We start from the raw sequence: 23,354 nt of genomic DNA, 5'->3' as shown, positions 1-23,354 counted from the left end.
CCTAGAGTCCATTGTGGAGAGCGGTCATGAGGGTGCCGGCTCCGGTGTCGCCCGACATCTCCCAGACCATGCCGCCCAAGAGGCCTTTGCTCTTGAGCCACGCGGTCTTCTGCTGAATGGACCACGTGTCGTCGAACGTCCACCACTGCCCGCCATTGCCTGTGTAGCAATAGGTTGAGACCGACTGGGTGTCGTGGTGGACCGTGCAGTTGGGAACCATCGCGATCAGGTTGGAATAGCCTCTCGTTCCTGCCTCCTCTTGGAATTGACCTGGTGCCGCCCCCGTAGCTGTTTGCCATTCGCCGTTGTTACTAGGGCCAGCGGCCACGCCTTGCCAGCCCCGCCCGTAGAAGGCGAAGCCAAACGTCAGCTGTCTCGGATTGACCCCGGCATCGAGGTAGGTCTGAATGGCTTTGTTGACGGAGAACTCAAACGCGTACGGGTCCTGCGTGTCGCGGTACAGGTTGCCCTGGTGCCCGGTGCGGTTGGGTTCCCAAGAGTTGTCGCTGCCCGCGCCATGGAAGTCATAGCCCTGAACGTTGGCGAAATCCATGTAGCGGAACACACCATTGGGCCCGATGTCCCAGCCCGCTGCGATCTTCGCCGGGTCGGCCGGAGTGAAAGCCGTTAGCAGATAACGCTTTCCGGTCGTGAGACTCAGCTCGTCCATCTGACGGCGGAATTCGGCGGTCAGCGCGGTGTTGTTGGCTTTGTCTTCGGGACGCACGATGTTACCCGCGTGACCTTCGGCCCCGGGCCATTCCCAGTCAAGGTCAATACCATCAAAGACATTCGCCGCGGTACCAGGTCCGCCCGCACCGTTATACGTTGGCAGATTGCCCTTGAGGTAGATGTCGATGCAGGACCGGACGAACTTCTCCCGTGACGCGGGTGTCAGTGCCGCGTTGGAGAAGAACTTCGAGTAGGTCCAGCCACCGATGCTGATGAGAATCTTCAGATGCGGGTGCTTGGCTTTCAGCTTGCGCAGCTGGTTGTAGTTGCCACGCAACGGTTCCCAGCCGGTATCCGCGACACCATCGACGGACTGGGAGGCACTCATTGGCCGGGCATAGTCGGCGTCAGCGTCACCGGCACCCGTGCCCTGATCGGGGTCCTGCGGGTTCTGCGTAGTGCCTTTGGTGACACCTTGCAAACACGTCAAGTTGACGGGATCGATGTTGGCGAACGCGTAGTTGATGTGCGTCAGCTTCGCCGCACTCCCGCTGGTGTCCAAATTGCGAACGAAGTACTGGCGGCCGTAGATGCCCCACTGGACGAAGTAACCGACCTTGGCGTACTGCCCGGCCCCGATCACGTCATCTGTCGTGACCGTCAGCGCGTTGGACGGTCCGCTGACGTTGTCGTAGGTGTCGCGTGCCTTGACCGTAAACGTGTACGGCGTCAGTGGCGCCAGACCGGTGATCGTTGTGGAGAGCCCGGTAACGCTGGCCTTCAAAACAGTTCCGGCATAGACGTCATACCCGGCAATGCCGTTCGCGTCCGTAGCGGCATTCCACGCCAGACTGACCGTGTAAGCGGTCTTGCCCGTCGACCGCAGGTTGCCCGCGACGGTCGGTGGAGTCGTGTCATTGGCTGGGTTCAGCGTGGTGGCACTGACCGCGGCGCTCGCTGCCGACACGTTGCCACGGGTGTCCTTCGCCTTGACGGTAAAGGAATACGCCGTGTTCGGGGTGAGCCCGGTGACGACAGCGTTCGTCGAAGCGACGGACGTTTTCAGAACAGTCCCCGCATAGATGTCATAGCTCGCGATCGGGAAATCCGTTGGCACCGCAGCGGTCCAAGCGAGGCTGACCGTCTTGGTAGTCCGGCCAGTCACATTCAAACCAGTAGGCGCGTTCGGGGCCCGGTCCGCTGACCCATCACACTTGTTGCCGTTGATGCGGCAGTTGAGCGGGGCCGCACCGGAGCCATAGGCGATGAACCACGGGCTGTACGGCTCGGTGCTCGCGCCAGCGGCCACCGTGCCGTTGTAGTGCGCGTTAACGATCGTGACGTGATTGCCACTTTGCGTTGACGTGCCGTTGTAGACGCCGCCCATCGTCACACCGGCGGGCAGGTCGAATTCCAGCGTCCAGCCCGTGATGCTGGCACTGGTGGGATTGGACACCACGTACTTGTCGAGGTGCCAGCTCCCATGGTTGGCAGTCGAGAAGGTGGCGATGAGGCCGGGTGCCGCTGAGGCGGGAGAGGCCGGCACGAGGAGGGCTGTTAGGACGAGTGAAGTGGCGAGAAGAGCGCGTCTGAACATGTCCACACTCCAGACAGATAGGAAACTTTCCTAACTGTTTGCGAACATACTCAGACGCTTATGAATAGTCAATTAAATCGATCTCAAAGCTTTACGCTCGAGGGCGATTACCGAGGCCACAACCACGACGAGAGCGACCATTTGCCAGATCGTGAACTTGAGTCCTAACGGGACGGTCGCCAGCGCAGCCAGTGCCCCGAGCACCCGGAACCGCAGCTCGCCGATGCGCAGAACGCGCCGGAACCACACGTCAGCCAGCAAATAGATGGCGACACCACCGCCGAGCAGAAGCGCCTGCGACAGGTAGACGTGGTCTTCGGAGTAGTGCACCGCCTTCTTCACACCTGCCGCGAAGACGACGATGCCGAACAGCAGCGGATAGTGCGCGAAACCGAAGGCGTGCAAGGCAACCCGGCCTCGCTGGCGCGACGGTGTCGCCTCCAGCGCCTGTTCGGCGGCCTCGTCATCGCCACCGAAGTAGAGCCACCACAGGCCGAACGACAGCACGAGCCCGAGCACGGCCGCGGTGATCAAAGCGGCTGTCAGGTCAAGGCCTGCGGCGCCCACGCCAATGGCCACGATCGACTCACCCAGGGCGACGATCACGATGAGGCCGTGCCGCTCCACGAAGTGACCCGCGTTCAGTGCCCACTCGCCCATCGGATGCAAATAGGGCGACGCGATAATCACGATCATCGCCGCGATCCACAGCCCCAGCCGCCACGGCTCGCTCGCCACGAGCCCTCCCGCGAGCACGAGACTGGCGCTCAGGAGGTTAAGGGGAGCTAGCTGGCGCATCGCGGCAGGGGCCGCCTTGAGCAGCAGTCCACTGTGGATGGCGTTGACCAGGAAGAACCCCACCCCAAACGCCCAGCCACTGCCCTGGAACGCGGCCGGAATCGCCAGCGCGATCAGCAGGAACCCGGCCATGCCCGCCAGCAACATGGTCCGCCGGACGGGGTCACGCGGGGCGATCACATTGGTCAGCCAGGCGTAGCCGCCGTACATCCAGAAGATGATCCCGAGCATCAACAGCGACTTGCCGACGTTTTGCGGGGTCAAATCACTGGCCAGCACAGCGGTCAGCTGCGTAACGGTGAAGACGAAAACGAGGTCGAAGAAGAGTTCCAAAGTGGAGACTCTGACGGTGCTTTCATTGCTCACGTGCGGTGTCCTGATCCCAATCGAGTGCTTCAGCGAACGCCAGCCGGACCGCTGAAAGACACTCCTCAGCGGAGGTGAGCTGACCCGTCTGAGGCGCTAGCTGCGTGGCCCAGTCTAGGGGCGCTTTGGTGAAGAAATAGGGCCGCACGCTTATTCCCGCGACTTCGCGCACCTGTGTCTCCGGGACACCGAAGGCGGCTGCCACCTCTGCCCGCCCAAAAGGGTCAAGCATCCAGGACTTCCTTCGCGTAGCGCAGGGCACGGGGCTTGTGCTGATCGCGGGCGAGCCGCTCGATGGTGTCCGCATCGGAGCGTCGCCGCAGATCTCTAAGCGCCACAACGATATCCGCCTCTGGCAGCCCGCCCAAGGCAGGGCGAGCCGCCAGATCGACAAACGTCTGCTCAACGGTGGTGACCCAGCCGTTTAACACCCGCTCTAGCTCCAGCCCATTGACGTCACGTTTGACGAAGGTCACCGTGCCAGCCTCCGTCGCCAGGACGGGCCGTTGCTTGGGCACCGCGACGACAGCCTCGCCTAGTGGCCGGGGAATGACCCCGTGCAGACGGACCGCGCTCGTGCCCATCAAGGCAACCTCAGCCGTCCCGTAATCAGCCTGTGCGATCCCCAGAGCCACGGTTTCCAGGTCGGGCTGCCAGCGATGGTCACCGACCCGGTTAAGAGGAACGATCGCGTAATAGCCGGTGGCCATCTTCTTCAGCACGCCCAGGTCAGCTAGGCGTTTGAACTCGGTCCACGGCTGGGCGTAAATGCGAGCCGCATCCTTGGGGCGCAAGATGTTTCCACCCCGCGTCAACTCCGGCGGCAACCCCACGGCACGCAACTAGTAACATCTCCCTAGGCTTAGAGCCTAGGTTCATCATACTACTTGCGTCGGAGCAGGGTGCGGTTCACGGAAAGTAAAGGCGTGCGGGGTCGATCCGTGCTCGTCCAGGTGCGCCAGCCGCTCAGCGGCCTCTTCGATCGTGGGGATGTGCCCGGCCGGAATCCACCACATCACCGCGTAGCCGCCCTTAAGCCCCTCGTGGGTGAACCACTCTCGGCGGCGGCGCATGTAGTCGAGATGCTCGGTTTGATAAATGAAGCCGCGCAACGATTCGACCGACTCCCAGACCGTCAGGTTGATGATCACATCCTCGCCGAACGGGTTGCCGATTCCGGTCGCGTCACCGGACTCGTCAAACAAGCGCCACACGAACCCGGGACTGTCATCGCCCAGTTTGTTGATCTTAGGCAGGGCGTCCATGAAGTCCTTCATCCCCGCCGAGTCCAGCGGGTAAAGATGCCGCGCGATGTTCAATTGGGCCAGCTGATAGCTCACTTCTTGTCCTCCTTCAGAACCACGCAACAGTGACCTGGCCGCGGCTTCATCGCCGCGCGGGCAGGCCATCGCGCTCCTTCGGCCATCCCGGTGAGCAGGCCAAGATTCATGCCACAGATCAGCGGCGGAAACTCTTGCGCCAGCTTGTGAAACGGGCAGTTGCGCAACACGACTTCGCCGTCGCCTTGCACCGGCTCATAGCCGTGTTCACGTAACGATTCCCACATGGATTTACTGGCGTTGGCACGCCTCCCACGCGCGCGGGCAACCTTCTGCAGCACGTTGTCGGCGCCCGCTTTCTCCAGCGCCTCGGCCAGCAGCTCGCCAGCCTCCACATAGGACCGTGGCGGGACGCTGATGTCAACCTCTGCGCCACTACGGCGGTAAAGCTTCGCGGGCCGTCCACCAGACGGCCCGCGCACGAAATGGAACTCCAGCAGGCCCGCCTCGGCGAGCTTGTCGAGATGAAACGCCGCCAGGGTCCGCCCGATCCCGAGCGTGGCCACCACTTGATCCCGGCTGACTAACCCCGCTGCCGCGGCGACAGTGTCATAGACCTGCCGCCGCGTCGGATCAGCGAGCGCACTAAGCGCCGTTACCTCGTCCACAGAGGTATTCTAAAACCAACGCCTGTTGTTTTTACAAGTGGGTATTTAGTCGGCGCCCAGAGCGGCCATGACTTCAGGGAGTTCATCGGGCTTGATAAGCACCTCACGTGCCTTGGAGCCTTCGGACGGTCCGACGATGCCGCGTTGTTCCATCAGGTCCATCAAACGGCCAGCCTTGGCGAAGCCCACGCGCAGCTTGCGCTGCAGCATGCTCGTCGAACCCAGCTGCGAGACCACCACCAGCTCGATCGCCTGCAGGAGCAGATCAAGGTCGTCGCCGATCTCCTCCTCGGCTTTCTTCTTCGGATCCGGTGGCGGCGGAGCCAGGACGTCCTGCCGGAACTCGGGCTCACGCTGGCGTTTGCAGAACGCCACGATGTCGGCGATCTCGTTCTCGGAGACCCAGGCCCCTTGCAGCCGTTGGGGTTTGGACGCTCCCATCGGCAGGTAAAGCGCGTCGCCGCGGCCGATGAGCTTCTCAGCACCGGGCTGGTCGAGGATGACGCGGGAGTCGGCGAGCGACGAAGTCGCGAAAGCCAAGCGGGACGGCACGTTTGCCTTAATGAGGCCGGTGACCACGTCAACGCTCGGGCGCTGGGTCGCGAGCACCAGGTGAATGCCCGCCGCCCGCGCCAGCTGGGTGATACGCACGATCGAATCTTCGACATCGCGCGGGGCGACCATCATCAGATCCGCCAGCTCATCGACAATCACCAGCAGATAGGGGTACGCCGTGAGCTGCCGCTCCGAGCCCGGAGGCGTCTTGATCTGACCGGCGCGCAGTTTGCGGTTGTAGTCGTCGATGTGCCGCACGCCCGCCGCGGCGAGGTCGTCATAGCGCATGTCCATCTCGCGCACGACCCAGTCCAGGGCGTCGGCCGCCTTCTTCGGGTTGGTCACGATCGGCGACACGAGATGCGGGATGCCCTCGTAGTGCGTCATCTCAACGCGTTTCGGGTCGATCAGCAGCAGCCGCACCTGATCCGGCGTCGCCCGCACCAGAAGAGACACGAGCAAAGAGTTGAGGCAGCTGGACTTTCCGGCACCGGTCGCGCCAGCGATGAGGATGTGCGGCATCTTCGCGAGGTTGGCCGTGACGAACCCGCCCTCGATGTCCTTGCCCAGCGCCACGACCATGGGGTGACTGTCCGAAGTGGCGACTCGCGAACGGAGCACGTCACCAAGCTGAACATCTTCGCGGTCAGAGTTGGGGATCTCCACGCCCACCGCGCTCTTGCCCGGGATCGGGCTGAGGATGCGGACGTCCGGGCTCTTCACCGCGTAGGCGATGTTGCGTGACAAAGCGGTGATGCGCTCCACTTTCACGGCCGGGCCCAGCTCGACCTCATAGCGCGTCACGGTCGGCCCACGGGTGAACCCGGTGACCGCGGCGTCAACGTCGAACTGGTCGAAAACACTTGTCAGCGCGGCGATGACGTCGTCGTTGGCCTTCGAGCGGGTCTTCGGCGCGTCCCCGGGACGCAGCAGATTCGGGGGCGGCAGCACATATTCGCCGCCGAGACTCGGCAACGCCAGTTGCTCCGTTTTGGTCGGTGGCGGGGTGTGCGCCGGGGGTGTTGGCTTCACCCGCTTGGCTGGCCGCTGGATGATCTCGGTGTCTAGGCCGGGCTCATCTGGTACCTCCAAATCCTCGGGATCGAGGAAGGCGGCCGGGGGCGAAAGGCGGCGTTTGCGGGGCGCGGGCACGGTTTCCTGGTTTTGCTCATCATTGTCCTCATCGGACAGTGGGCGGCCCAGGAACAGATCCCGGGCGAGCGCCAGTCGCTCCGGGATCTTATTGACCGGCGTCGCCGTGACGACGAGCAGCCCAAAACCGAAGAGCAGCAACAACAATGGCACCGCGACATAGGACGTCACGGCGTGCTGCAGTGCTCCCACCGCGAGCCCCAGCAAACCGCCGGCGTCCTTCTCCCGCTGGTTGATGTCCACCGGGTGCACCAGGATCTCCAGCAACCCTGTGCTGGAAAGGACAAGGCTCACCCAGCCAACCATCGAGCGGCCGTTCTGGGCCGGGTCCGGCGCCGAGCGCATCAGCCGGATCCCCCACCCCGCAAGGAGCAACGGCAGGACGAGCGAGACAAACCCGATGAAAAAGCGCACCGTTCCGCCAAGTTTGGCGCCAACGGGACCGCCAGCGTTGCCCCACAACGCGACAGCGAGCAAAACGGACAGTGCGATCAGGAGCAAGCCCACGCCATCACGGCGGTGCTCCGGGTCAAGGTCTTTGGCTTTGGCCGCCTGGGAACTCAGGCCGCGCACGAACCAGCCGAGGCCGTGCGCGATAGCCATCCAGATAGCACCAACGGCGCGGGTCAGCAGGGCGAAGGGGCTTACCCTGCGCGAAACCCGTGCTCTGGGGCGTGTTTTAGCGCGCGCCGCCGGCTGCTTCGCGGGCGCAGCTCGGCGGCGGCTCGGTTGAGAGGTCCTTGCCGCCATGCGACAAGGCTAAACGACACCCTTGTAGTTTTAGACTTCCAACACGGACGGAACAATCATCGGGCGCCGGCGGTAGGCCTCGTTGACCCAACGGCCGACTATCCGCCGCACGATCTGCTGAAGCTGATGCGGGTCGGTGATGCCGTCGAGCGCGGCCCGGTCAAGTGCTTCCGTGACAAGGGGAAGCACCGGATTGAACGCGGCCGGGTCCTCCGAAAAGCCTTTGGCACTAAGGGTTGGCCCACCGACGACCTTGCCGGTCACCGAGTCGACCACCACGGTCACGGCGATAAATCCACCGTCACCAAGGATCCGGCGTTCCGTGAGCAAGCTCTCGCCCACGTCGCCGACAGCCAGACCGTCCACATAGACATAGCGCGACTTGACGTGGCCAGTGATGCTGGCGTGCCCATTGACGAGGTCAACGACATCGCCGTCTTCACATAGGACGATGTTATCGGGGTTGATCCCGGATTCGACCCCTAGCCGCCCATGTGCCCGCAGATGGCGCCATTCGCCGTGCACGGGCATGAGGTTGCTGGGCTTAACGACGTTGAGGAGGTAGAGCAGTTCCCCGGCCGGGGAGTGACCGCTCACGTGCACCTTGGCGACATCCTTGTGGATGACGTTGGCGCCCGCCCGCGCGAGCTGGTTGATGACGCGGTAAACGCTGGTCTCGTTGCCCGGCACCAGCGAGCTGGCCAGAACCACGGTGTCACCTGGTTCGACCGTGATGTGCCGGTGATCGCCCGTGGCCATCCGCCCCAGGGCGCTCATCGGCTCCCCCTGCGACCCGGTCGACATGAGCACGATCTCGCCCTTGGGCAGGTTCATCGCCTCGTCGATGCCGACGACCAAACCTGGCTCCACGCGCAGCAGCCCGAGATCACGGGCGATGCCCATGTTGCGGACCATCGAGCGGCCGATCAGGGCCACCTTGCGCCCGTGCTCGTGCGCCGAATCCAGCACCTGCTGCACTCGGTGGACGTGGCTGGCGAAGCTCGCCACGATCACGCGGCCAGCGGCCTTAGCGAAGATCGCGTCGAGCACCGGCCCGATTTCGCGCTCCGGGGAGACGAATCCGGGGATCTCGGCGTTCGTGGAGTCGGACAGCAACAGGTCAACGCCCTCAGCACCGAGGCGGGCGAACCCAGCCAGGTCGGTGATGCGGCCGTCGAGCGGCAGCTGGTCCATTTTGAAGTCGCCCGTGTGCAGGACTAGCCCCGCGGGCGTCCGGATCGCGACGGCAAGAGCGTCCGGAATGGAGTGATTGACGGCAAAGAATTCGCACTCAAACGGTCCGAGTCGTTCACGCTGTCCCTCCGTCACCGTGAACGAGTAAGGCGTAATCCGCCGCTCGGCGAGTTTGGCTTCGATCAATGCCAGGGTGAACTGCGAGCCCACGAGCGGGATGTCGGGCTTGTGGGCGAGCAGATAGGGCACCGCACCGATGTGGTCCTCGTGCCCATGGGTCAAGACGATGGCCTGGATGTCGGCCAGGCGGTCCAGGATCGGGGCAAAGTCCGGCAGGATCAGATCGACGCCCGGCTGGTCGGCATTGTCCGGAAACAACACTCCACAGTCGACGATCAGAAGCTTGCCTTCGAACTCGAACACGGTCATGTTGCGCCCGATGGCACCGAGGCCACCAAGCGGCGTGATCCGCAACCCGCCCTCCGGTAACGGAGGCGGGGGATCGAGTTCCTTATGTCCCTCTAGTGGTACAGAGGTCAAATTATTCTCCTTAGCATGTGTTAGAGCGGCACCCCGGCGTCCGCGCAGTCGCTTCGCAGCTGAGCCAGCTCAGCCTCAGTCGCGTCGGCGAGCGGAAGGCGCACAGGTCCGCCCGGCAGGCCACGAACGTTCATGGCTGCCTTAACCAGGATCGTCCCCTGGGTGCGGAAAATACCGGTGAACAGCGGAAGTAGCCGCAAATGCAGCTGCAGAGCCGCGCTGTGATCACCGCTATCAAAGGCCTCAATCATGGCCTTGGTCTCGTTGCCGTTGAGGTGAGTCGAGGTGCCAACGACCCCAACACCACCGACGGCTAGAACCGGGAGGGTGGCTGCGTCCTCACCGGAGTAGTAGGCGAAGTCAGGGTGACGGCGCAAAACCGTCCCCTGGGCCACCAGATCCACCTTGGCGTCCTTGACCCCCACGATCCGCTCATGCTCAGCCAGGCGCAGCATGGTTTCCGTGGCGATCGGGATGCCACTGCGATGCGGGATGTCGTAGACGAGCATCGGCAGCCCGGTGCTGTCGGCGACGGTGGTGAAGTGTTTGAGCAGCCCACTTTGCGGCGGCTTGTTGTAGTACGGCGTGACGACGAGCAGCCCGTGCACCCCAGCTTTTTCAGCCTGACGGGCTAGCTCGATCGTGTGAGCGGTGTTGTTCGTGCCGACGCCGGCCAGGATCTTCGCCCTGCCGCCCACTGCTTCCACGACGGCCCGCAGGATCGTCTCTTTTTCACTGTCGCTAGTGGTCGATGCTTCACCGGCGGTGCCGTTGATGACCAGTGCGTCATTGCCCTGCTCGTCCACGAGGTATTCAGCTAGCCGTGAGACCCCATCGACATCGATGCTGTGGTCGGCATGCATAGGCGTGACCATCGCGGTAATAACCCGGCCAAAAGGCCGCCGCACGTCTTGCGTCATCTTCTCAACCTAATTGGTCAGGACTCCCAGGTGAATGGGCTGGCCGCAATCGACGACCCATCCGCCAGCTGGCGGATCTCGAAGTCACCGAAAACACTCGGGGCCAGACCCTGCAACTGCCGCAGGCACTCCACGGCCAGGGCACGAATCTCAACGTCGGCGTGCTCCGTCGCACGCATCGCGATGAAGTGGCGCCACGCGCGGTAATTGCCGGTGACGACGATCCGCGTTTCGGTGGCGTTCGGCAGGATCGCGCGGGCGGCCTGGCGGGCCTGCTTGCGGCGCAGGGTCGCGTTGGCGACGTCGGAGAACTTGGCCTCAAGCCCTTCGAGCAGCTCGTTATAGGCGCGGACCGCGGCCTCGGACGCCTCGACGAACTTCTTGTGCAGTTCCGGGTCCTCGGCGATGACCTCAGGCTCGACCATCGCGGCGTCGCGCTCGGGAACGTAGCGCTGGGACAGCTGCGAATACGAGAAGTGGCGGTGGCGGATCAGCTCGTGCGTGAACGAGCGGGAAACCCCACTGAAGTAGAAGGTCGCCGACCCGTGCTCGAGCACCGACAGGTGCCCGACCTCAAGAATGTGCTTGATGTAGCTCGCGTTGGTCGCGGTGGCTGGGTTCGGCTTGGACCAGGACTGGTAGCAGGCACGGCCGGCGAACTCGGCCAGGGCTTGGCCACCTTCGGCGTCGGTCGACCACGGCACGTCGGCTGGGGGCGCGAATTGGGTCCAGGCGATCAGCTGCACCTTGGGCTCTACCAGTTCTGTCACACCAAGCACATTAGTTGACGTCATTTCTGACTTGCGATGACGTCACAGTGATGTCATAGTGGTGGCATGGACCTGTCACCGTACATCGACTCCCTGCGGCGGGACTTGACCGCCGCGGCCGCGCCGGGCGGGGAGCAGGTCGCCCAGACGGCGCAGCTGCTGGCGACCGCGCTTGACGCCTCCGCCCGGCTGTCTTTCATCGAAGTGCTTGCCGACGCGACAGCCGAGATCACCGCTCAGCTCGACGGTCCCGTGATCGAAGTCAGGCTCCGTGGGCGGGAAGCCGACATCGTCATTACGAACACCGCGCCCGCCGCCGCCACTCCCCCGCCGATGGCCGAGGGCGGCGATCTAGCCCGGCTCACGCTTCGCCTTCCCGAGCAACTCAAGGAAGCCATTGAGAAGGTGGCCTCCGCTGAAGGCATCTCTGTCAACTCGTGGCTCGTCCGCGCCGCCACCCAAGGGGTTTACGGCCAGCGTGGGCCCCACACCAGGTCATCGAGCCTCGGCCGCAACTTCACCGGGTTCGCCCAAGCCTAAGGAGCCTCTCGCTATGGACTACACCTTCGACAACCCCGGACCGGTATCCGCAGATCTTCGCATCGCAGGTGGACAGATCAATGTGGACACAACTGAGACTGAAACCATCACCGTTTCTGTGGAGCCAATGGATGGCTCCTCACAAAGCCGGGAAGCCGCAGAGCAAACTCGTGTCAGCCTCGACGGCAAACAGCTCATCGTCCACCAGCCCGACCACAAAGGCTGGGCCCTGTTCCGCTGGCCCAAACTGAGCATCACGGTGCGGCTGCCGCAGGATTCCGCGCTGACCATCAAGGCCGCCTCCGCCGACATCCGCTGTAACGGGATTTATCGCGAAGTAGTGGTGCAGTCGGCTAGTGGAGACGTCTGGGTCGACCGCGTCACCAGCAACCTGTCTAACCGCAGCGCGAGTGGTGACCTGAACGTGGGCTGGGTCGGTGGCTCCGTGCAAGCCCACACGGCAAGCGGCAACATCAAGATTCAGCACGTGGGCCGCGACGCTGACGTCAACTCCGCCAGCGGCGACATCGAAGTCGGGCAGTTGCAAGGATCGATCCGCGGCAAGACCGCCTCAGGCGACGTGCGGATCGGTTGTGCCAGCCAGGGCGAAGTCAAAGTGAACTCGGTCAGCGGCGACGTCGACCTCGGCATCCTCGCCGGCACGGGAGTCTGGCTTGAAGTCAGCAGCGTTTCGGGCCGCACGACCAGCGAGCTGTCTATGGGCGGTGATTCGGTGCCGCCGACCGGTGCCTCACTCAAGGTCAGGGTGCGCACGGTGTCAGGCGACATCGAGCTGCGCCGCGTGGTGACGACGGCTTCCCAGGCCTAAACGACCGGGCTAGACAAAGAAATAAGTGAATGGCTCCCAAGGCAGATTCCGCACGATCATGAAGACGCCCCAGGCCGCCAAGAACCAGCCGAGCATGGCCGGGCTGATGCGAGGCGACGGAATGTTCCAGCCAAACATCGCCCGGCCGGCCCATGCCACGTAGGCATAGATCAGCACCGGCACGACGAAGACGAACAGCAGATGGTGACGCGAGGCGGCGGCCAGGTCGCCATGCAGCAGATACCAAGCGGCACGCGTGCCACCACAGCCCGGGCAGTCGAACCCGGTGGTCAGCTTGACCAGGCAAGAAGGGATCGCGTCCGCGGCCATAATCGTCGGGTCAGCCCACAGGGTGTAGCCGACCGCACCACCGGCGCAGCCCAGCGCCGCTAGCGGCGCCGCCCAGGCCGGGGTGTTCCTGAGCTTGTGCGTCAAACGCGTGATGCGATCCACTGGGACCGCGGAAGCCTCCGTCACGCTTCGAATTTACACGTAAGACGCTCATGTCGTACGGGCGTAGTAGGTTGCGGCCGTGGAGACGCTGTCGATCGCCGAAGTGCGCCGGGCGACCCTGGCCGCCCAGGGTTTCACCCGCCGTCCTGTCAGTGCGAGCGCGAAATATGTGCGGCGGGTCGTCGAGGACACCGGCCTGCTGCAAATCGACTCGGTCAACGTCTTGCAGCGCGCGCACTACATGCCGGTCTACAGCCGCATCGGTTCCTATGACACGGCGGCGCTCGACCGCGGGAGTTCCCGCAAACCACGGTGGCTATTCGAATACTGGGGCCATGAGGCCTCCTTGCTTCCGGTGAGCCTGCATCCGCTCATGCGCTGGCGCATGGCGATGGCATCAGAAAAGGCATGGGGCGGTCCGCTGCGCATCGCCCAGGAACGGCCTGATCTCGTGAAGTGGGTGCTCGCCGAGGTGCGTGACCGGGGTCCGGTCACGGCGGCCGAGATCGAAGAAGACGTGCCGCGCGACAAAGGCAACTGGGGCTGGAACTGGTCTGACGTCAAGAAGGCCATGGAGTGGCTGTTCTACACCGGCGAGGTCACCTCGGCTGGCCGCACGTCTCAGTTCGCCCGGCTCTACGACCTGCCTGAGCGCGTGCTCCCGGCCGATATCGTGCACACCCCGACGCCGTCTTCCGACGAGGCTTACCGCCAGCTGGTCGAGCTTTCCGCAAGGCGGATTGGCGTGGCCGCCGAAATCGAGCTGCGCGACTACTTCCGGCTTCCCGTTTTAGCCGCGCGCACGGCGATCGCGGAGCTCCAGGAGGCGGGCGTGCTGGTGCCCGTCGAGGTGCAGGGCTGGAAAGTGAAGGCCTGGAAGCATCGCGACACAGTCATTCCGCGCACGGCACAGGCGTCCACTTTGGTCAGTCCGTTCGATCCGCTTATCTGGCAACGTGATCGCACCGAGCGGCTGTTTGGCCTGACCTACCGGATCGAGATCTATGTCCCGGCCGAGAAGCGGATCCACGGCTATTACGTGCTGCCGTTCCTGCAAGGTGACCGGTTCACCGCCCGGGTCGATCTCAAGGCCGACCGCAAAGCGGGGCTGCTTCGCATCCCGGCCGTGTGGGCCGAGCCGGGCGTCAAGAAGCCTGAGGTCGCCCGTGCCCTCGCCGCTGAGCTTCAGCGCCTTTCCGGCTGGCTCGGGCTCTCCGGGGTGGCCCCAGCCGAGCGCGGCGACTTGGCCGCCGCGCTCAACCCGTTGCTGCGCCGACTCGCTTGAGCCCGGCTGCGGCGAGTTCTGGCTCCAGAGCCGACCCGGCTCGGCAGGGGCACAGACGGTGCGGCGGGCGCGGTGAAAACCGGTCGGCAGCGCGACACTGGCCTGATTACGATGCGGCTGTGACGACCATCCGGCCCGAAACCCTGGCTGACGTTGACGAAGCCGCCGCTGTGCACGTGCGCGCGTGGCAAGCCGGCTACCGGGGCATGCTGCCCGATGACTACCTTGATGGCCTGGATCCGCAGGCGTGGGCCAAGATGCGCCGCGACCGGCTGGAGCAAAACCTCCCAAGGCAGTCGCTGATCGCCGAGACGCACGGGCGTCTGTCCGGGTTCGTCATCTTCGGCCATAAGCGCGACGAGGACGACATGGTGGTCTTCTATCCGGAGCTGGGCGAAATCTACGCGATTTACGTCGATCCCGATTTCTGGGGCACCGGTGTCGCTGACCAGCTCATCAAGGCGGCGCTGGAAGGGTTGACACAGCAGGAGATTCAGCTGTGGGTGCTCGAAGAAAACCACCGCGCGCGCAAGTTCTACGCCCGCTACGGGTTACACCCGGACGGAACGCGGCAGTTTTACCGGCCTCGGGGCACCGAGTTCGACGCGCCCGAGGTGCGGCTCAGCTTGCGGCGCTAGGGCTGGCGTGACGAAGAGCATGGCCAGTGTCAGCCACACGTACATATTGGACAGTACAAAATAGACGGGGTTGTCGAAGTTCGCTTCGAACGGCCACACCAGCCGGCTGCACATGATGATGTAGGCGACGACCACGAAGATCCGGGCCCATTTGGCTCCACGGCGCCAAATGAGCACCATCGCGGGGATCGCCCACACCAGGTGGTGAATCCACGTCACCGGGCTGATCAGCACGCCGACCAGACCCGTGAGCGCCAAACCGAGCATTTCATCGTTGTTCGCCACCGCCCGCTGCGACCGGATCGCCCAAACCGCAAGCGCCAGAAGAACAAGCGATACCCACAAGATCCTATTTGGGTGTACCGGGTCCAAGCGCGCGACCGCACCTTGAAGCGACTGATTCGAGATGAACGAAAGCACCCCCACGCGATCGGTGTCCCAGAGCGCGGCGGTCCAGAACTCGCGCGAGGTGTCCGGGGCGATCGCCGCTGCCGCTAGCGTCACCCCTCCCGCGGTCAGCATCGACACCAGAGCGGCCCGCCATCGCCGGGTGATCAGCAGATAGACGATGAAGATCCCGGGCGTCAGCTTGACCGCGGTCGCTAGCCCGATCCCGATGCCCGCCCACTTGGACCGCCGGGCGGTCAGCAGCAGCAAATCAGCGCTCACGAGCCCGACGAGCAGCATGTTGACCTGTCCAAACAGGAACGTCTCGCGCATCGGCTCGAACACGGCCGCCAGGCACAAGAAGACGCCTAGTTCAAACCAGCCGGGCTTGCCGAGCAGCCGCCGCAACAGCCAGACCGTCACGGCGATGGTGGCCGCGCACGTGATGGTGACGACCACGGGCCAGGGCAGCACCGCCATGGGCAGCATCACGAACGCGGCAAACGGCGGGTAGGTGAAGCCGTAGGTGCTGTTGCCCCGCACGAAGTCGTAGATATTGCCGCCTTCAGCCCAGTAGTTAACCGCCCCGTAGTACACGTTGAGGTCGAAGAACCCGTGCCGGACGGCGAAGAAGAAGTCGAAGACGAGGGCGGCGACCGCGAGTGCGGCAAGTGACAGGACCTGGGCTCGCCTGCTCACCTGCTTCCCCCTTATGACTAGGCTGCCAGTTATGGCTGTCGGGTTCGTCCGTCCCGCGCGTCCCGGCGAGGCCGGTGAGATCGCGCGTATTCAGTTGGTCACGTGGCAGGTCGCCTATGGCCGGCTGCTTCCCAAGCGTGTGCTGGACCAGATCGACGAGAAGTTTCTGGAGCAGCGCTGGGACGAGGCCATCACGGCTTCCCCGAGCCCGCACCATCGCGTTCTCATCGCCATTGAGCAGGCCGCTTCAGAATACGCGGTTGGCTTCCTGGCATCGGAACCATCGGACACACCAGGGCTCGTGAGTGTCACCGAGCTGCTCGTCGAGCCGCGCTGGGGCCGGCGTGGGCATGGCAGCCGCCTGCTCGCCGCGGCGACCGACCTCTGGCGTGCGGACGGCTTCACCGCCGTCGAATCCTGGGTCTTCGAGCAGGACCCGGCCATGAACAAGTTCCTCACCTCGGCAGGCTGGGCACCCGACGGCTCAGAACGCGCCCTCGACGTCGACGACCTGCTGGTCCCCCAGCTCCGCCTCCACGTCTCCCTCACCGGCCCAGACCCCGACCCCGACCAAGCCGCCGAGGTCCAGACGTCAGAGTAGGTGCTGGAGGCCGACGGTCAGTCCGGGGCGAGAGACGACGGAGCGGACGGCTAGCAAAACGCCCGGCATGAAAGAGATCCGGTCATAGGAGTCGTGCCTGATCGTCAGCGTCTCGCCGGTCGTGCCGAACAAGACCTCCTGATGCGCCACGAGCCCGCTGGCACGCACGCTGTGCACGCGCACTCCCGCGATCTCCGCGCCGCGAGCACCTGCCACTTCGGACTTGGTGGCATCGGGAGCCGGCCCGAGACCCGCCGCGGCACGGCCTTCAGCGATCCGCTCAGCCGTGCTCAGCGCCGTGCCACTCGGGGCGTCAAGCTTGCGGGGATGGTGCTGCTCAATGATTTCCACGGACTCGAAGAAGCGAGCGGCGCGGGCGGCGAACTCCATCATAAGCACGGCACCGACGGCGAAGTTCGGAGCGATGATCACGCCGACCTCGGGGTGGCCCTTGAGCCAGCCCCGCACCCGGTCGATCCGGTCGGGGGTGAATCCACTCGTGCCGACCACGGCGTTGATGCCCTGTTCGATGCACCAGTGCAGGTTGCTCATCACGACATCGGGGCTGGTGAAGTCAACAACGACCTGTGCCCCGGCGTCAGACGCGCTAAACAGCCCGTCGCCCTGATCGATCATCGCCACCAGATCGAGATCCTCGGCGGCATCCACGGCACGGCAGACTTCAATGCCCATCCGGCCGCGAGCGCCCAGCACCCCGACACGGATGGGCTCTTTCGGTTCCGTCACGCCGCTCAACCTACCGGTTCGGGCTTCCTTTGCCTCGCACCCACCCACCGGGCTACCAAATACGCGGCTAGCCCAAACGGGGACAGCAGGATCGTCAGCACCAGGATCGGCGCCATCACCAACGGATGGACTCTCCTTTCCCGACTGTCCAAGTACATCCATCGCCCGATGAACAAGTCGAAGGCGATCAGATGTGCCCACACGAGAGTGATCCCGGCCGGGGTGGCGATGACGCCGACCACCCCGGCGTGATCCGGGTTAAGCATTTCCCGGGCGAACTCGGGGAAAATCGGTGCCACGGCAATGAAATAGACGATGAGACTGGGCACGATCATCAGCGGTGAGCCAATGATGCGCTTCGTCCACGACCATCCCGGCAGCAGGATCATCAGTGCCCAGAACGGCACGGCGACCGGAAACGCCAGATTGAAAACCTCAACGGCACTCATGCCGCACCTGCCGAGGTCAGGGTGGGCTTGGTTTCGGCGGCCACGGAAGCGTTTGGCTTAATGCCGAAGGCCGTTAGGGCAATGGCGACAGCGGCGAGGACGACGGCCGCCAGAGCGCCCCAGGTTAGAGCGTCTGGATGGATGAACGACTGACCGCGCAATGCCTGCCAGGTCACGATGACGGTCAGCCCGCCCCAGAACACGGCGAACGCTGTCACGAGCCGCGCCCGGCGGGCCATGTCGCGCAGGCTAGGAATGCGCCGCGATAGGAACATCAGTCCAAACGCGATCAGCGGAAGTGCTTGCAGCGCATGCATTCCGATGAAGTGTGGCGCGCGCAGGTCGCCGCCTTCGGTGCTCCAGTTGACGATGGGAATCCCCGGCCCGCCGTCGGGCACGCCAACGGCATGGGCGCCAACGAAATCGGGGGCCGAACCGGTCGACAGCTGAGCCGCGGTGGGACTCGTCATGAGGAAGCCGACACCGAGGCCGAACAGCGCGATGAGCAGCCCGAGCCGGATGGCGAGGGCGTTGGCGCGGTCGGGCATGCGCTGCCGCAGGAGCAGCACGCCGATCCATGCGGTCGCGACCCAGACGAACACGATGCTGGTGCCCATGATTGACCACAATGCCGCGTCTAGCCCCGTGGAGACGTTGAAATGGCTCCGCAGGCCACGCAGCGCCTGGCCGGCGATGACCACGAGCTCGATGGCCAGGGCGACGGCGATGATGGTGCCGAGCCACCAGGCGATGCGGACACCCTTGTCGCGCACGAGACTGATGAGCCAAGCGAGCGTGAGGTTGTAGATCGCCGTGGAAATGAAGAACTTGAAGGGCTTGAGCCAGATGGGCACTCCCAGCAAGGTTCTGTCATCGATGAAAATTCCAGCGAGGCTCACCACCGATAGGACCGCCATGGCGATCCCGGTGACGACCAGCGGGCGGTGCAAGGTCTTTAACATGGCTCCATCCCCAATTAGATAGCGTCACTATCTACTATCGGTAAGTTACACTATCCATGTCGCGAACGGAAGATGAAGGACGGTCAATGCGCATCGCCGAGCTAAGCCGCGCTAGTGGGGTCCCGGTGCCCACGATTAAGTACTACCTGCGCGAAGGGCTGCTGCCGCCCGGCGAATTCTCCAGCCCGAACCAAGCGCGTTATGACGAAGGACACGTCCGGCGCCTCAAACTCGTCCGGGCTCTGGTCGAGGTCGGCCGAGTACCCATCGGGGGTATCAAAGAATTGCTCGCCGAGCTTGATCAACCAGAGCCGAATGTGCACCGGGCGATTGGCTGTGCACTGGAGCCCGGGCTGCGGCGGGAACCGGAAGAGGACAACCCCGAAATCGCTGCCGCTAAAGCGGATCTGGACCAGCTCATCGAGCGCCGCGGCTGGAACGTCGACGACTGCTCCCCGGCCTATCAGCAGATCGCCGAAGTCATGGTGACGTTGCGGCGGCTGGGCACGGCTGACCTGCTTGACGGGCTTGAGGGCTACGCACAGGTGGCAGACAAAATCGCCGAGATCGACCTGGGCCTCGTGGCACGGCACCGCAATGATCCGGGGCACGTCGTGTTCGAGGCCGTCATCGGCACGATCATCGGCGATTCACTCTTGCAGGGGCTGCGGCGGTTAGCTCAGGAAAACTTATCCGCCAAGGTTTTTCAGGCGAACGCGGTGTCGTCGTAAGGTCCGACGGCGGCCAGTGTCATCTGCCCGCCGAGCACCTCGGTCGCTATCGCGGCGACGTCGTCGAGCGTGACCGCGTCGACCCGTTCCAGCAACTCGTCCATGGTTAGCAACTCACCGTGCAGCAGCTCGCCTTTGCCCAGGCGGCTCATGCGGGAACCGGTGTCTTCGAGCCCGAGCACGAGTCCGCCCTTGAGCATGCCCTTGCCCCGGCGCAACTCCTCGGCCGAAATGCCTTTGGCGGCAACGGTTGCCAGCTCCGCACGGATGATGTCGAGCACCTCGGCGGCCTTGGCCGGCGCGCACCCCGCGTACACCCCAAAGGTTCCTGTCTCGGCGAAATGCGAGACGTAGGAGTAAACCGAGTAGGCCAGGCCCCGCTTCTCGCGCACCTCCTGGAACAAGCGGCTCGACATGCCACCGCCGAAGACGTTGTTCAGCACGCCCAAGGCGAAGCGACGCTCATCGTGACGGCCTGGAGACCATCCACCGAGTACCAAATGAGCCTGTTCCGTGTCGTCGGACCGCACCACTGTCGTGGGTGGACGCAGCGCCACCTTGGCATGGGGTGAGCGCATCGGCGCTGGAGCGGCGGCTGGGAAGCTGGCGAAAGGCGACTCGGCGAAGGCTTTGCGGACCTGCTTGACGACCGTCGCGTGATCGAGGTTTCCGGCGGCGGACACGACGATGTTCGGCGAGGTGTAACGACGGCGGTAAAAGCTGTGGATCTGCTTGCGTGTCATCGCCGTGATGGTGTCGCTGGTGCCGGAGATGAGCCGGCCGAGCCCGTGGTCGGCGAACAGTGCCGCGGCGTGCAAGTCGTGCACCTCGTCGGCTGGTTCGTCGGCGTGCATGGCGATCTCCTCCAGGATGACGCCACGCTCGGTCTCCACATCGGACTCAAGGAGCAGTGAGTCAGCGACGGCATCGCAGATGACATCGATCGCGAGCGGGAGATCCGCGTCGAGAACCCGTGCGTAATAGCACGTGTATTCCTTTGCGGTGTAAGCGTTTGTCTCGCCGCCGACCGCCTCGATGGCTGACGAGATGTCCATAGCGGACCGCTTGTTGGTGCCCTTGAACAGCAGGTGCTCCAGGAAGTGCGAGGCACCGCTTAGCTGCGGTGCTTCGTCCCGGGAGCCGACCCCCACCCAAACGCCAAAGGACACGCTGCGCATGGCAGGGATGGCTTCGGTGAGGATTCGCAAACCGTCTGGCAGTACGGTGCGGCGGACGACCCCTCCGAGGTCGCCCGCCACCGTTTTCGTTACTGCCCTGGCGCTAGCCGTCACCTGGCTAGGAGTCACTCTGGGCGGCGCTGACGGCGCTCGCGCCGCTCGCCACCTTCACGCTTCTCGCCCCGGTCGCGGTCGCTACGGGGAGCCCGTTCCGCGCCACCCTCGCGAGGTGCGCGCTCGGTCGCGATCGGCTCGCCGTCGGGACCAATCTTGTCGAGGTAGATCTTGCCGCGGGCGTCCACGTCCGCGATGACGACCTCGATCTTGTCGCCAACGTTGAGGAAGTCCTCAACCTTCTCCACGCGCTTGCCATCGCCCACCTTGGAGATGTGCAGCAAGCCGTCGCGGCCCGGCACCAGCGAGACGAAGGCACCAAAGGCGGCCGTCTTCACGACGGTGCCCAGGAACCGGTCGCCCACCTTCGGCAGGGTCGGGTTGGCGATCGCGTTGATCCGCTCGACCGCGGCGGCCGCGGACGGGCCGTCGGTCGCGCCGACGTAGATGGTGCCGTCGTCCTCGATCGAAATCTCGGCGCCGGTCTCATCCTGGATCGCGTTGATGGTCTGGCCCTTCGGCCCGATGACCATACCGATCTTGTCGACCGGGATCTTGACCATCGTGACGCGCGGAGCGTAGTCGCTCATCTCGCCCGGAGACGCGATAGCTTGCTCCATCACGGCGAGGATCGTCGTGCGAGCCTCGTGCGCCTGCTGGAGAGCTCCAGCGAGCACATCGGACGGAATGCCATCGAGCTTGGTGTCGAGCTGAAGCGCCGTAACGAATTCCGGCGTTCCGGCGACCTTGAAGTCCATGTCACCGAAGGCGTCTTCGGCACCGAGGATGTCGGTCAGCGTCACGTACTTGGTTTTGCCGTCAACCTCATCGGAGATGAGACCCATGGCGATGCCGGCGACCGGGGCCTTGAGCGGCACACCGGCGGACAGCAGCGACAGGGTGCTGGCGCAAACCGAGCCCATCGACGTGGAACCGTTGGAGCCCAAGGCTTCCGACACCTGGCGGATCGCGTAGGGGAACTCGTCGCGCGCCGGCAGCACCGGAATCAGAGCCCGTTCCGCGAGCGCACCGTGACCGATTTCGCGGCGCTTCGGTGAGCCCACCCGGCCGGTCTCACCGGTCGAGTAAGGCGGGAAGTTGTAGTTGTGCATGTAGCGCTTGGTCTTGGCCGGCGACAGCGTGTCGAGGGCCTGTTCCATGCGCAGCATGTTCAGCGTGGTGACACCCATGATCTGGGTCTCGCCCCGCTCGAAGATCGCCGATCCGTGCACGCGCGGCAGGATCTCGATCTCGGCCTTGAGGTCACGGATGTCCCGCAGGCCACGGCCGTCGATGCGAACACCATCGCGCAGAACGCGGGTGCGCACCTCGGTCTTGACCAGCGAACGGAACGCCGGTGACAGCTCCTTCTCACGGCCTTCGAAGTCGGGCGTGACCTGCGTCAGCACCTTCTCCTTGACCAGGTCGAGAGCTTCCTCGCGCTCGGCCTTGCCCGCGATCTTCAGCGCTTCGGAGACCTCCGTGCCGGCTGCGGCCTTGACCGCCGCGTACACGTCGTCCTGGTAGTCCAGGAACACCGGGAACTCCTGCACCGGCTTAGCCGCGATAGCCGCCAGCTCGTCCTGTGCGCGGCACAGCTCGCGGATCGCGGTCTTGGCGGCCTCAAGGCCACCGGCGACAACATCCTCGGTCGGCGCGGTGGCACCGGCGGCGACGAGTTTGACGGTGTGCTCGGTCGCCTCAGCCTCGACCATCATGACGGCGACTTCACCGTCAGGAAGGGTGCGGCCGGCCACGACCATGTCGAACGTCGCGCGCTCGAGCTCCTCGTGCGTCGGGAACGCCACCCACTGGCCGTCGATGTGCGCCACACGCGTCGCACCGATCGGGCCACTGAACGGAAGCCCGGACAGCTTGGTGGACATGCTCGCCGCGTTGATGGCTACCACGTCGTACGGGTGGGCCGGGTCAAGCGACAGCACGGTCTCGATGACCTGAACCTCGTTGCGCAGTCCCTTCACAAAGGACGGCCGAAGTGGACGGTCAATCAGGCGGCACGTGAGGACAGCGTCCTCGCTCGGGCGGCCTTCGCGGCGGAAGAACGAACCGGGAATCCGGCCAGCGGCATACATCCGCTCCTCGACATCCACCGTGAGCGGGAAGAAGTCGAACTGGTCCTTCGGGGTCTTGCTAGCGGTCGTGGTCGAAAGCACCACGGTGTCGCCCAGCTGGGCGACGACTGAACCCGCGGCTTGTTTGGCTAGGCGCCCAGTGGAGAACGTGATCTCCCGGGTGCCGAAGGTGCCGTTGTCGATAACGGCCTTGCTTTGCTGATCGCCGAGTGTCTTCTCGGTCATAAGAGCTTCCTGCTCCTTCGCGTCGTGGTGCACCGCGACAGGGCTAAGGGAAGAGCCGGTCTTCGATCGAAGTATCCGGTGTTGTCCCGGATACCACTACCGAGGACCGACGGCCCTGTGTTGCTATGCACCTATTTCTTTTTGTGCCAAAGGGGGAGCAA

At 64.3% G+C, this 23,354-nt stretch carries 23 protein-coding genes; 6 read left to right on the top strand and 17 right to left on the bottom strand.

From position 1 onward, the window contains the following. Position 1: 1 nt before the first annotated feature. The 10 genes from A3E1_RS48850 to thyX all read right to left on the bottom strand — a co-directional run bounded on the left by A3E1_RS48850 (position 2) and on the right by thyX (position 11,253). Positions 2-2,269 (bottom strand): glycosyl hydrolase family 18 protein, encoded by a 2,268-nt coding sequence (locus A3E1_RS48850; RefSeq protein WP_020523474.1) that lies wholly within the window; start codon positions 2,267-2,269, stop codon positions 2-4. 72 nt (positions 2,270-2,341) lie between these two features. Next, positions 2,342-3,433, bottom strand: coding sequence for a low temperature requirement protein A (locus tag A3E1_RS0124715; RefSeq protein ID WP_020523473.1), 1,092 nt, complete (start codon positions 3,431-3,433; stop codon positions 2,342-2,344). Continuing rightward, positions 3,423-3,665 (bottom strand): hypothetical protein, encoded by a 243-nt coding sequence (locus A3E1_RS0124710; RefSeq protein ID WP_020523472.1) that lies wholly within the window; start codon positions 3,663-3,665, stop codon positions 3,423-3,425. The genes A3E1_RS0124715 and A3E1_RS0124710 overlap by 11 nt, the downstream gene beginning before the upstream one ends. Beyond that, entirely contained in the window at positions 3,658-4,227 is a 570-nt protein-coding gene (locus tag A3E1_RS0124705) for a type IV toxin-antitoxin system AbiEi family antitoxin (RefSeq protein ID WP_157631712.1), read from the bottom strand. The genes A3E1_RS0124710 and A3E1_RS0124705 overlap by 8 nt, the downstream gene beginning before the upstream one ends. An 84-nt stretch (positions 4,228-4,311) precedes the next feature. Further along, on the bottom strand, positions 4,312-4,773 hold the full coding sequence (locus tag A3E1_RS0124700; RefSeq protein ID WP_020523470.1) for a DUF3291 domain-containing protein: 462 nt from the start codon (positions 4,771-4,773) through the stop codon (positions 4,312-4,314). Continuing rightward, complete coding sequence (locus tag A3E1_RS0124695; protein WP_020523469.1) at positions 4,770-5,381, bottom strand: helix-turn-helix transcriptional regulator; 612 nt, start codon at positions 5,379-5,381, stop codon at positions 4,770-4,772. Before A3E1_RS0124695 ends, A3E1_RS0124700 begins: the two co-directional genes overlap by 4 nt. 45 nt (positions 5,382-5,426) lie before the next feature. Next, positions 5,427-7,838 (bottom strand): FtsK/SpoIIIE family DNA translocase, encoded by a 2,412-nt coding sequence (locus A3E1_RS0124690; protein ID WP_026208805.1) that lies wholly within the window; start codon positions 7,836-7,838, stop codon positions 5,427-5,429. Positions 7,839-7,868: 30 nt separating this feature from the next. Continuing rightward, the gene (locus A3E1_RS0124685) at positions 7,869-9,572 is read right to left on the bottom strand and encodes a ribonuclease J (protein ID WP_026208804.1); all 1,704 of its coding nucleotides are present in this window, start codon (positions 9,570-9,572) and stop codon (positions 7,869-7,871) included. 20 nt (positions 9,573-9,592) lie between these two features. Next, positions 9,593-10,492 (bottom strand): 4-hydroxy-tetrahydrodipicolinate synthase, encoded by a 900-nt coding sequence (gene dapA, locus A3E1_RS0124680; protein ID WP_020523466.1) that lies wholly within the window; start codon positions 10,490-10,492, stop codon positions 9,593-9,595. Positions 10,493-10,509: 17 nt separating this feature from the next. Continuing rightward, complete coding sequence (gene thyX, locus A3E1_RS0124675) at positions 10,510-11,253, bottom strand: FAD-dependent thymidylate synthase (RefSeq protein WP_211215986.1); 744 nt, start codon at positions 11,251-11,253, stop codon at positions 10,510-10,512. A 75-nt stretch (positions 11,254-11,328) separates the two neighbouring features. Here thyX and A3E1_RS0124670 point away from each other — a divergent pair, with 75 nt between their 5' ends. Continuing rightward, on the top strand, positions 11,329-11,802 hold the full coding sequence (locus tag A3E1_RS0124670) for an Arc family DNA-binding protein (RefSeq protein WP_020523464.1): 474 nt from the start codon (positions 11,329-11,331) through the stop codon (positions 11,800-11,802). A 13-nt stretch (positions 11,803-11,815) separates the two neighbouring features. Further along, positions 11,816-12,631, top strand: coding sequence for a DUF4097 family beta strand repeat-containing protein (locus A3E1_RS0124665; RefSeq protein WP_020523463.1), 816 nt, complete (start codon positions 11,816-11,818; stop codon positions 12,629-12,631). A gap of 9 nt (positions 12,632-12,640) precedes the next feature. Here A3E1_RS0124665 and A3E1_RS0124660 read toward each other — a convergent pair whose 3' ends face one another. Then, positions 12,641-13,108, bottom strand: coding sequence for a DUF2752 domain-containing protein (locus A3E1_RS0124660; RefSeq protein WP_245571348.1), 468 nt, complete (start codon positions 13,106-13,108; stop codon positions 12,641-12,643). Positions 13,109-13,163: 55 nt separating this feature from the next. On the opposite strand from A3E1_RS0124660, the gene A3E1_RS0124655 reads away from it, so the two are divergent. Together A3E1_RS0124655 and A3E1_RS41875 are read left to right on the top strand one after the other, a co-directional pair. Next, complete coding sequence (locus A3E1_RS0124655) at positions 13,164-14,369, top strand: winged helix-turn-helix domain-containing protein (RefSeq protein WP_020523461.1); 1,206 nt, start codon at positions 13,164-13,166, stop codon at positions 14,367-14,369. Between the two features lie 119 nt (positions 14,370-14,488). Continuing rightward, positions 14,489-15,007 carry a GNAT family N-acetyltransferase gene (locus tag A3E1_RS41875; protein ID WP_020523460.1) on the top strand — a complete coding sequence of 173 codons (519 nt, stop codon included), beginning with the start codon at positions 14,489-14,491 and terminating at the stop codon, positions 15,005-15,007. Here the strand turns inward: A3E1_RS41875 and A3E1_RS41870 are convergent. Next, positions 14,921-16,093 (bottom strand): glycosyltransferase 87 family protein, encoded by a 1,173-nt coding sequence (locus tag A3E1_RS41870; RefSeq protein ID WP_020523459.1) that lies wholly within the window; start codon positions 16,091-16,093, stop codon positions 14,921-14,923. The two genes, A3E1_RS41875 and A3E1_RS41870, sit on opposite strands and share 87 nt — an antisense overlap. A 31-nt stretch (positions 16,094-16,124) precedes the next feature. Here A3E1_RS41870 and A3E1_RS0124640 point away from each other — a divergent pair, with 31 nt between their 5' ends. Further along, the gene (locus A3E1_RS0124640) at positions 16,125-16,694 is read left to right on the top strand and encodes a GNAT family N-acetyltransferase (protein WP_020523458.1); all 570 of its coding nucleotides are present in this window, start codon (positions 16,125-16,127) and stop codon (positions 16,692-16,694) included. On the opposite strand, the gene dapB is transcribed toward A3E1_RS0124640, so the two are convergent. From dapB to A3E1_RS41865, 3 genes are read right to left on the bottom strand one after another with little or no spacing between them, the layout of a single operon-like run. Beyond that, entirely contained in the window at positions 16,686-17,441 is a 756-nt protein-coding gene (dapB, locus tag A3E1_RS0124635; RefSeq protein ID WP_020523457.1) for a 4-hydroxy-tetrahydrodipicolinate reductase, read from the bottom strand. The genes A3E1_RS0124640 and dapB overlap by 9 nt on opposite strands. Before the next feature lie 5 nt (positions 17,442-17,446). Continuing rightward, on the bottom strand, positions 17,447-17,890 hold the full coding sequence (locus A3E1_RS0124630; protein ID WP_020523456.1) for an ABA4-like family protein: 444 nt from the start codon (positions 17,888-17,890) through the stop codon (positions 17,447-17,449). Further along, the gene (locus A3E1_RS41865) at positions 17,887-18,852 is read right to left on the bottom strand and encodes a hypothetical protein (RefSeq protein ID WP_020523455.1); all 966 of its coding nucleotides are present in this window, start codon (positions 18,850-18,852) and stop codon (positions 17,887-17,889) included. Before A3E1_RS41865 ends, A3E1_RS0124630 begins: the two co-directional genes overlap by 4 nt. Before the next feature lie 86 nt (positions 18,853-18,938). Here A3E1_RS41865 and A3E1_RS0124620 point away from each other — a divergent pair, with 86 nt between their 5' ends. Next, on the top strand, positions 18,939-19,583 hold the full coding sequence (locus A3E1_RS0124620; RefSeq protein WP_020523454.1) for a MerR family transcriptional regulator: 645 nt from the start codon (positions 18,939-18,941) through the stop codon (positions 19,581-19,583). Here A3E1_RS0124620 and A3E1_RS0124615 read toward each other — a convergent pair. Together A3E1_RS0124615 and A3E1_RS0124610 are read right to left on the bottom strand one after the other, a co-directional pair. Further along, positions 19,559-20,890: a M16 family metallopeptidase gene (locus A3E1_RS0124615; RefSeq protein WP_040391611.1), complete on the bottom strand. Its 1,332-nt coding sequence runs from the start codon at positions 20,888-20,890 to the stop codon at positions 19,559-19,561. The two genes, A3E1_RS0124620 and A3E1_RS0124615, sit on opposite strands and share 25 nt — an antisense overlap. Continuing rightward, on the bottom strand, positions 20,887-23,193 hold the full coding sequence (locus tag A3E1_RS0124610; RefSeq protein WP_020523452.1) for a polyribonucleotide nucleotidyltransferase: 2,307 nt from the start codon (positions 23,191-23,193) through the stop codon (positions 20,887-20,889). Before A3E1_RS0124610 ends, A3E1_RS0124615 begins: the two co-directional genes overlap by 4 nt. Positions 23,194-23,354 lie beyond the last annotated feature (161 nt).

Source organism: Catelliglobosispora koreensis DSM 44566 (assembly GCF_000379685.1).
GTDB classification, from domain to species: domain Bacteria; phylum Actinomycetota; class Actinomycetes; order Mycobacteriales; family Micromonosporaceae; genus Catelliglobosispora; species Catelliglobosispora koreensis.
This window is presented reverse-complemented; position numbering and strand designations above follow the sequence as displayed.